Annotated in this window: 5 protein-coding genes and 1 pseudogene; all 6 read right to left on the bottom strand. The window is 70.6% G+C overall.

Features of this window, described 5'->3' with window-relative positions; genetic code table 11:
• A pseudogene (locus tag QMG61_RS07580) lies at positions 1-421 on the bottom strand (hypothetical protein); the annotation flags it as partial.
• On the bottom strand, positions 418-1,146 hold the full coding sequence (locus QMG61_RS07575; RefSeq protein ID WP_283493733.1) for a helix-hairpin-helix domain-containing protein: 729 nt from the start codon (positions 1,144-1,146) through the stop codon (positions 418-420). The gene QMG61_RS07575 and the pseudogene QMG61_RS07580, both read right to left, overlap by 4 nt.
• Positions 1,147-1,250: 104 nt before the next feature.
• The gene (gene leuS, locus QMG61_RS07570; protein ID WP_283493732.1) at positions 1,251-3,833 is read right to left on the bottom strand and encodes a leucine--tRNA ligase; all 2,583 of its coding nucleotides are present in this window, start codon (positions 3,831-3,833) and stop codon (positions 1,251-1,253) included.
• A gap of 71 nt (positions 3,834-3,904) precedes the next feature.
• Complete coding sequence (locus tag QMG61_RS07565; protein ID WP_283493731.1) at positions 3,905-5,413, bottom strand: anthranilate synthase component I family protein; 1,509 nt, start codon at positions 5,411-5,413, stop codon at positions 3,905-3,907.
• A gap of 49 nt (positions 5,414-5,462) precedes the next feature.
• The gene (cydC, locus tag QMG61_RS07560; RefSeq protein ID WP_283493730.1) at positions 5,463-7,130 is read right to left on the bottom strand and encodes a thiol reductant ABC exporter subunit CydC; all 1,668 of its coding nucleotides are present in this window, start codon (positions 7,128-7,130) and stop codon (positions 5,463-5,465) included.
• Complete coding sequence (gene cydD / locus QMG61_RS07555; RefSeq protein ID WP_283493729.1) at positions 7,123-8,766, bottom strand: thiol reductant ABC exporter subunit CydD; 1,644 nt, start codon at positions 8,764-8,766, stop codon at positions 7,123-7,125. The genes cydC and cydD overlap by 8 nt, the downstream gene beginning before the upstream one ends.
• Between the last annotated feature and the right edge of the window lie 23 nt (positions 8,767-8,789).

Genomic DNA, 8,789 nt, shown 5'->3' with positions numbered 1-8,789 from the left:
CAGGCACGGCGAGCTCGGTGAGCGAGCCACGGAACCGCACCCGGCTGGAGCCGAGTTGCGAGCCGCCGCCGAACGAAGCGGTCTCCACCGGACTCGACAACACCGTGAGCGTCGCGGTGACCACGGCGTGCCTGGCCGCGGCGTCCCTAACTACGTCCGGCAGGCGTGCCGGCGCGGCCACGGCGACCGCGGCGGCCACGAGGGCCGCCCCGGCGCAGCACAGTGCCACCTGCGTCAGTGCACTCCGGGTCAGCGCGGATCCTCCGGACCGCCGCGGCAGGAGCGCGAGGGTGGCCAGAGCCGCTCCTGCGGGCCACAGCACCAGCTGGCTGACCGTCGACCAGTCCGGCGCGCCGCTCAGCAGCCAGGCAGCCGCCCAGGCCGACACCGCCGCACCGGCCAGACGCAGGTCGAGGATCATGTGGTGATCAGATCCTTGAGGCCGTCGAAGGTCTTGTCGCCGATCCCGGTGACGCTGCGCAGGTCGTCCACGGTCGCGAAGTGCCCGTTCGCCTCACGGAAATCAATGATCCGCTGGGCCATCATCGGCCCGATCCGCGGGAGGGTTTCCAATTCAGCAACGGTGGCGGTGTTCAGATTCACCTTCTGGCCAGAGGCGACGCCACTCCCCTGCCCTGATGCCTGCGGTGCGACGGGCGGCACCTCACCCAGCTGCGGGAGGTAGAGCTGTTCCCCGTCGCTGAGCCGCCTGGCCAGGTTGGCGCCGGCCGGGTCGGCCGCCTCGGTCAACCCGCCGGCCGCCGCAACGGCGTCGATCACCCGGGCACCGGCACCGAGTTCGAACAGCCCCGGTCGGCGAACCGCCCCAAGCACGTGCACGAGAATGATCGCGCCCGTCGACGAGGCCGGGTCGGACGAGGCCGGGTCGGACGAGGCCGGGTCGGTCCAGGCCGGGTCGGACGAGGCCGCGCCATTCGACGACGCCCCGAACCGGTCCGTCCCGCCCGGGGTGATCACCCGGTGAGTGGCCTGCCCGCCGACGGCCGAGAGCACAACGGCCGTGGCCAGGGCCGCGATGAGCAGCACCACCGCGGCGCCAACCCCGATCCGCATCCGGGCGCCCCGGCCGGGGCCCGCCGACCTGGACAGGCTCGCGAGCGCCGCTTCACCGGGATCAGGCTCCATCCGGGCAGGCTAGGTCGCCCGGAGCGGTTTCCCGGCGGGGCGAGACCCTATCGGTGCGCCGGGACGGGACCCGTCCGCTGTGGAGGTGAGGCGGCCCCGCCCGATCAGACCGGGCGCGTGACGATGCTGACCAGCTTCGGTGCCCGCACGATCACATTCACGATCTCCCGCGTTCCGATCGCTTTGACGACCGGCGCGGAGACTCGGGCCAGGCGTTCAAGGTCCTCGCCGGAGATCTTCGGCGAAATCTCGAGGCGTTCCCGTACCTTGCCGTCGACCTGCACTACCGCGGTCACGGACTCCTCCACAAGAAGGGTCTGGTCGGCCTTGCGCCACTGGGCGAGGGCCACACACGGTTGGTAGCCGAGCCGCTGCCACATGTCTTCCGCCGTGTACGGCGCGAACAGGTTCAGCGCCATCGCGGTGACCTCGGCGGCCTCCCGCACGGCGCCGTCGGCGGGACCGGCCCCCGTGTCGATGACCTTGCGGGTGGCGTTGACGAGTTCCATCAGCCGCGCGACGACCACGTTGAACTTGAACGCTTCGATCAGACCGGGCGCGTCGGCGAGGAACCGATGGGTGACCCGGCGCAGGCCGGCATCGCCCGACTTCCAGTCGATGTCGGGAGCGCTCGTGACGTCCCTGGCCACCCGCCAGGCCCGGGCGAGGAACTTCGCGGAGCCGACGGGCGAGACATCCGCCCAGTCGATGTCGTCCTCGGGCGGGCCGGCGAAGGCCATCGTCAGGCGCACGGCGTCGACGCCGAACCGGTCGACCTCCTCCGTGAAGTAGACCAGGTTTCCCTTGCTCTTGGACATCTTGGCGCCATCGAGGATGACCATGCCCTGGTTGAGCAGGGCGGTGAAGGGTTCCGTGAACGAGACGTAGCCGAGGTCGAAGAGCACCTTGGTCATGAACCGGGCGTAGAGCAGGTGCAGGATGGCGTGTTCGACGCCGCCGACATACTGGTCGACCGGCGCCCACTTCTCGGCGTCTTTCGGGTCGAACGCCCGCGTGTCGTCGTTCGGGTTGAGGAACCGGAGGAAGTACCAGGAGCTGTCGACGAAGGTGTCCATGGTGTCGGCGTCGCGGCGCGCCGGGGTTCCGTCGATCGGGTTGGGCACGTTGACCCAGTCGGTCGCGCCGCCCAGGGGCGAGGTTCCCTTGGGTTTGAGGTCGAGGCCGTCGGTCGGTGGCAGCAGCACGGGCAGCTGGTCTTCCGGAACCGGGATCTCGGTGCCGTCCGCACCGTGGATGATCGGGATCGGGGTGCCCCAATAGCGTTGGCGGGAGATCAGCCAGTCGCGGAGGCGGTAATTCTTGGCGGCCCGGCCGGTGCCGTCGGCGGTCAGCTGGTCGATGATGCGCTTGATTGCGGTGCTCTTGCTCAGCCCATCGAGGGCTCCCGAATTGATCAGGCGGCCCTCGCCGGCCAGGGCGACACCGGTGGTGGCCGGGTCGAGCGTGGGGAGCTCCTCGGTTCCGTCGATCATTTCCTGGGTGATCACGGGGATCATCCCCGTGACCGGCGCCGTGGTGTCGACGACGACGATCACGGGCAGGTCGAAGCGGCGCGCGAAGTCGAGGTCGCGCTGGTCGTGCGCGGGGACGGCCATCACGGCGCCGTGACCGTAGTCGGCGAGCACGTAGTCCGCGGCCCAGATCGGCAACCGTTCGCCGTTGACCGGGTTGATCGCGTAGCGCTCGAGGAACACACCGGTCTTCTCACGGTCCGTGGACTGGCGTTCGATCTCGGTGCTGTTCTGCACCTGGACCAGGTACTCCTGGAACCGGGCCTTCACCTCTGGCGAGGAGTCGGCGACCAGCTCGGCGGCCAGGTCTGCGTCGGGGGCGACAACCATGAAGGTCGCGCCGAAGAGGGTGTCCGGCCGGGTCGTGAACACACTGACCCGCTCCTCGCGACCCTCGATCACGAAGTCGACGTCGGCCCCGATCGAGCGGCCGATCCAGTTTCGCTGCATGTTCAGCACCTTGGCCGGCCAGGCGCCCTCGAGCTGGTTGAGGTCATCGAGCAGGCGGTCGGCGTAGTCGGTGATCTTGAAGTACCACTGGGTGAGCTTCTTCTTGACCACGACGGCGCCGCTGCGCTCCGACGTGCCGTCGGCGAGCACCTGCTCGTTGGCGAGCACGGTCTGGTCTACCGGGTCCCAGTTGACCCAGCTGTCCTTGCGGTAGGCCAGGCCCTTCTTGTAGAGCTGGAGGAACAGCCACTGGTTCCACTTGTAGTACTCGGGATCGCTCGTGTGCAGTTCGCGGGACCAGTCGAAGGAGGCCGCGTAGAGCTTCATGCTCTTCTTCTGCTGCGCGATGTTGTCGTAGGTCCAGCCGCGGGGGTCGATGCCGCGCTTGATCGCCGCGTTCTCGGCGGGCAGGCCGAAGGAGTCCCAGCCGATCGGGTGCAGCACGTTGAAGCCCTGCTGGCGCCAGTACCGGGCGACGATGTCGCCGAGGGCGTAGACCTCGGCGTGGCCCATGTGCAGGTCGCCGGAGGGATAGGGGAACATGTCGAGCACGTACTTGCGCGGTCGCTTGTCGTCGGGGTCGTCCGTGCGGAAGGGCTCGAGCTCTTCCCAGATCGGCTGCCATTTGGCCTGAATCGCGGCGAAATCGTAGATTTCTTCGTCGCGGTGGGCGCCGGTGGGCGTGTGGTCGTGCTCGTGTGCCACGTGACTCTCTTCGTTGCGGTGGGGGTGCGCCGTCTCAGGCCGCTGGGCGCCCGCAGGCGTCGTCCAGGCTTCTAGGTTACTAAACCCTGGCCGGCCGGCGTTGCGGGCGGAGTTTTCGAGGCCCAGAGCACGTCGAGCAGGGCCGCGGCCTTGATTCGGGTCTCCTCGAGTTCTTCGGCCGGGTCGGACAGGGCGGTGATGCCGCCGCCGGTGCCGATGGACGCGCCGTCCGCTCCGATCACGATGCTGCGGATGACCATGGCCAGGTCGACGGCGCCGTCGAAGCCGAAGTAGCCGAAGGCTCCCGAGTAGATCCCGCGTGGTCCGGCCTCGAGACGGTCGAGGATGCCCATGGCGCTCGGTTTGGGCACGCCGGTCATCGATCCGGCCGGGAAACAGGATTCCACGGCGTCTATTCCGGTCAGTCCGGCAGCGAGGCGGGCCTCCACCGTGCTGACCAGCTGGTGCACGTGGGCGTAGCTTTCCACGTCGAGCAGCTGGGTCACCGCCACGGAGCCGAGCCGGGCGATCCGGCCCAGATCGTTGCGCATCAAGTCGACGATCATCAGGTTCTCGGCGCGTTCCTTGCCGCTGGTCTCCAGCTCGAGGCGAAGCGCCAGGTCGCGGGCCACCCCGGTCGATCGGCGCCGGGTGCCCTTGATCGGCCGGGTGCTGACCCGGCCGGTGCGGGAGACGGTGAGGAACTGCTCCGGTGACGCGCTGAGCAGGGCGAGCTCGCCGAACCGGAGCAGGCCGCCGTGGTGGCTGGGGCTTCCCGCCCGGAGTTGGAGGTAGGCCTCGACCGGGTCAGGGTGCGCGGCGACGCGGATCTCGTTGGTGAGACACAGCTGGTAGGCGTCGCCCGCCGTAATCGACGACTGACAGCGCCGGATCAGGTCCACGTAGCCGGCCGGGTCGTGCCGCCAGCTCGCCGGGAGCCGTGGTTCCCCGGTCGGCGCCGAGGTCAGCAGGGGAACCGGGGCCGCGGATGCCTCGGCCGCCAGCAGGGCGGCGAGAACCTCGTCCGCCCACTCGGCGGTTTCCTGAGCGGACGTCCCCGGGGCTGCACGCTCGAGCAGGGTGACGGTGCGCGCGGCATGGTCGAATTCGATCGCCCGGTCGACCTGCAGGAGTGCGGCATCCGGGTACCGGGAGGCGTGTACCGGCGCGCCGACGGTCTGCGCGCCGAGTTCGTAGCCGAGCCAGCCGACCCAGCCGAGCCGGAAGCCGCCGGCGGCCGGGGCATCCGCGTCCCCGTCGGATTCCTCGTCCAGCCCAGCACCCTCGGCCGCCGCGAGGTCTTCCCTGAGGAACTCGAAGATCGTCTCCGGAATGGTCGTGATGCCCGCCGGCGCAGCGACATCGGCGCCGGGAAACGACACGGTGACGGTGCCATCCGGCACCGACGCGGTCACGAAACGGGAGCCGGCATCCGCGGCGCCGAGGTAGCTGAAGCCGTGCTCGGCGGCGACGCCGGCGTCCAGCCAGAACGAGTGGGTATTCGCCCGGTGGAGGGTGAGGTAGACGAAGGACGGGTCCCACCAGCCGGGCAGGGGGAAACGTCGGAGTGGTGCGGGCACGCCACCAGCCTAGGTGGGAAGGACGCCTGCGGCATGCCGCGGGCGGCGACTATCCCCCGAGGGTCACCCGTGCGGTGATCAGTGCGTCCGGCACACTCGTATGGGAGATGAGCAGTACCGCCCGGCCGTCCTCGGCGGCCGTGGTCAGGATGTCCCGGACGAGCCGGTCGCCCTGTTCCTCGTCTACGTTCGCGGTGGGCTCGTCGACCACGAGCACCGGGAAGTCAGCCAGGAGCGCCCTGGCCAGGGCGATTCGCTGGGCCTGCCCGCCCGAGACCAGCGCGCCTCGCTCGCCGACCCGCGCATCCAGTCCGCCCCGCGCCGTCGCCCACTCGGCCAGGCCGACGCGATCGATCACGGCCAACAGGTCCTCGTCGGTCGCGGTGTCCCTGGCGAAGAGCAGGTTCTGCCGGATGCTGTCGTCGAAGAGCCAGGGCCGCTGCTCGCAGAGCCCGACCACCGAGCGCACCTCCGTCTGGGGCAGCAGTCGCGCCTCGACCCCGCCGAGCGTGTACGACCCGGAGTAGTCGAGAAAACGCACCAGGGTCTGCGCCAGGGTGGTCTTGCCCGACCCGCTCGGCCCGGCCAGGTGAACCCGGTCGCCGGGGGCCAGACGCAGGGAGACGCCGGTGACCGCGGGGGCATCCGCTCCCGGCCAGCTTGCGCCGAGGTCGGTCAGTTCCAGGACGGTCGCGCCGTTCCGCGCGGCCGGGCGGTCGACGTGAATCTGATCGGGAATCTCAACCGGGATTTCGCCAGGGACCTCCGCCGGCACGGCCGTCGCAACGCGTTCGGCGCTGGATCGAACCTCACGCCAGGCGCCGAGGGCGGCCGGCACCGCGCCGAACACCTCGAAGACGGCCATCGGCACAAGCACGATCACGGCAAATGCGGGGCCTGCCAGTACCGGGATGCCGGCCACCAGGGCGGCAACCGTGGCGACGCCCGCGAACAGGGACAGCACGGCCCCCTGAACGCCGACGCCCAGGGACCGGCGAAGGGTCGCCCTCCGGAGCAGTTCGTCGGCCCGTCGGACGGCGGCCAGGCGGGCCGGCAACGCGCCGAACGCGGTGAGCACATCGAGGTTCTCGACGACCTCCAGCACCTGGCCGGTGAGGCTGCCGCGGAGTGGAGCGAGCTCGCGCTCTGCCCTGGCAGCGAGCAGCCCCGATCCGAGCGTGCCGAGCAGCCCGGCGACGACGAGGCTGAGCAGCAGGGTGAGTCCGGCCAGGGGCTGCACGCTCCACACGCCGATCACGCTCACGGCGGCGACGATGCCGGCGGTCGCCAACGGCTGGACGACCCGCAACGGCAGGTCCTGCAGGGCATCCACGTCACGTACGAGTCGGCTGAGCAGCTCGCCCCTGCCGGTGTCGGCGAGCCCCGCCGGAGCCAGCGGAACAATCCGGGAGAACACCCCGACGCGGAGGAGGGAAAGCTGACGGAAGGCGGCGTCATGGCTGGTCAGCCGGTCCAGGTACCGGAACGCGGACCGGCCGAGGGCGAACGCCCGGACGCCGACGACGGCCATCGACAGATAGAGGATGGGCGGCTGTTCCGCAGCCCGGGTGATCAGCCAGGCTGAGGTCGCCAGCAGCGCCACCGCACAGACCGCGCTGGCAACGCCGGCCGCGAGCCCGGGCAGAAACCAGCGCGCCCGCGGCTGCGCCAGTCGAAGGATCGCCAGGGTGGCGCGCCGGATACGGGCCTCAGACATGGGCCGCCTCGCCGAGGTCGACGACCTGGTCTGCGGCGCCCTGCAGCACGGGTCGGTGGCTCACCACGATCACGATGTGCCCCTCGGCGGCGAGTCGGCGAAGCCCGGAGACGAGGTGACCCTCGGCTTCGGGGTCCAGGGCGGAGCTGGGCTCGTCGAGCACGAGAACGTTGCAGCCGTGCAGCCGGGTTCGGTAGATTGCCCGCGCGGCCGCCACCCGTTGCGCCTGTCCTCCGGAAAGGCCGTCTCCGTTGACGCCGAGCCGGGTCTCCGGGTCCAGGTCGCCTGCGCCGGCATCCCTGAGCGAGAGGCGCACCAGTGCCGGGTCAGCGGCCGACTCCCCCAGGGCGATATTGTCGGCGATCGTGCCGGCCAGCAGGCCGGGGCGCTGACCCGCCCAGGCCAGCCAGGGGCGCGGGGTGCCGGCGGTGACCGTGCACTCGCCGAGGCTGATCGTGCCGTCGAACGGCACGAACCCCTGCAGCGCGGCGATCAGCGTCGACTTGCCGGCCCCGCTCGCACCACGGATGACCGTGAGCCGGCCGGGAGGGAAAACGGCCGAGAGCTCCGGGCCGGGCACGGCGGCCGGCCGGCGCACGCTGACCCGGTCGAAACGCAGTGCGGCCGTCGCGGCGATCGTGGCAGGGTCCGGGGCGGAGGCTACGGTGGTGCCGAACCCGCCTGGCTCCGCGTCGAGGATCGCGAAGACGTCCTCCGCGACGGCCAGCCCGTCGGCCGCAGCGTGGAACTGTGCGCCGACCTGCCGCACCGGGAGGAAGGCTTCCGGGGCGAGCAGCAGCACGAACAATCCGACGCCGAGTTGCAGGGAACCGTCGACCAGGCGCAGGCCGACCGACACCGCGACGAGGGCGACGGAGAGGCTGGCGCCGAGCTCGAGCACGAAACCGCTGAGGAACGAGACCCGCAGCACCTTCATTGTGCGGCCCCGGTAATCCTCCGTGATGGCGCGCAGCCGGTCGGACTGGCGCGACTCCCGGCCGAAGATCTTGAGCGTGGCGAGCCCGCCGACGAGATCGAGGAAGCCGACGCCGAGTCGCTGCAGCGCGTCCCACTGCGCACGTTGCACGGCCTGCGTCGCCTGGCCGATCAGCACCATGAACAGGGGGATGAAGGGCAGCACCACGATCACGGTGATCCCGCTCGGCAGGTCCTGCCAGAGCATCACCAGTACCAGGATCGGGGTGGCGATTCCGGCCAGGAGCAGCTGGGGCAGGTACCGTGCGAAGTAGTTGTCGAGGGCGTCGAGGCCCTGCCCGACCAGGGTGGCCACGCCGGCGCTCTGCCTGGCCGCCAGCCAGTCGGGGCCGCGCTCGGCGAGGCGCTCGAGCACCCGGGCGCGCAGCTGGCTCTTGACCGATGCGGCACCGCGGCTTGCGGCCACCTCAAGCAGCCAGACCAGAACCGCCCTGGCGACGATCACCGCGGCCAGGGCGCCGATCGTCGGCGCGAGCTCGGCCGGGTCCCGCCCCAGCACGGCGAGGCTGATCGTCTGGCTGAGCAGCCAGGCGAATGCCACGACGACGAGAGTCTGCGCGAGGCCGAGCACGGCCCCGACCAGCAGGAACCAGCGTGCGGCGGAGGCATAGCGGAGAAGCCGAGGGTCGAGGGGTCGCATTGACGATTCGTTGGTTTGGTCGG

Origin of the sequence: Cryobacterium sp. PH31-AA6 (assembly GCF_030063195.1) — a bacterium.
In the GTDB taxonomy this organism is placed as follows: domain Bacteria; phylum Actinomycetota; class Actinomycetes; order Actinomycetales; family Microbacteriaceae; genus Cryobacterium.
The sequence above is the reverse complement of the archived record's forward strand: the minus strand, read 5'-3'. Positions and strand labels throughout refer to the sequence as shown.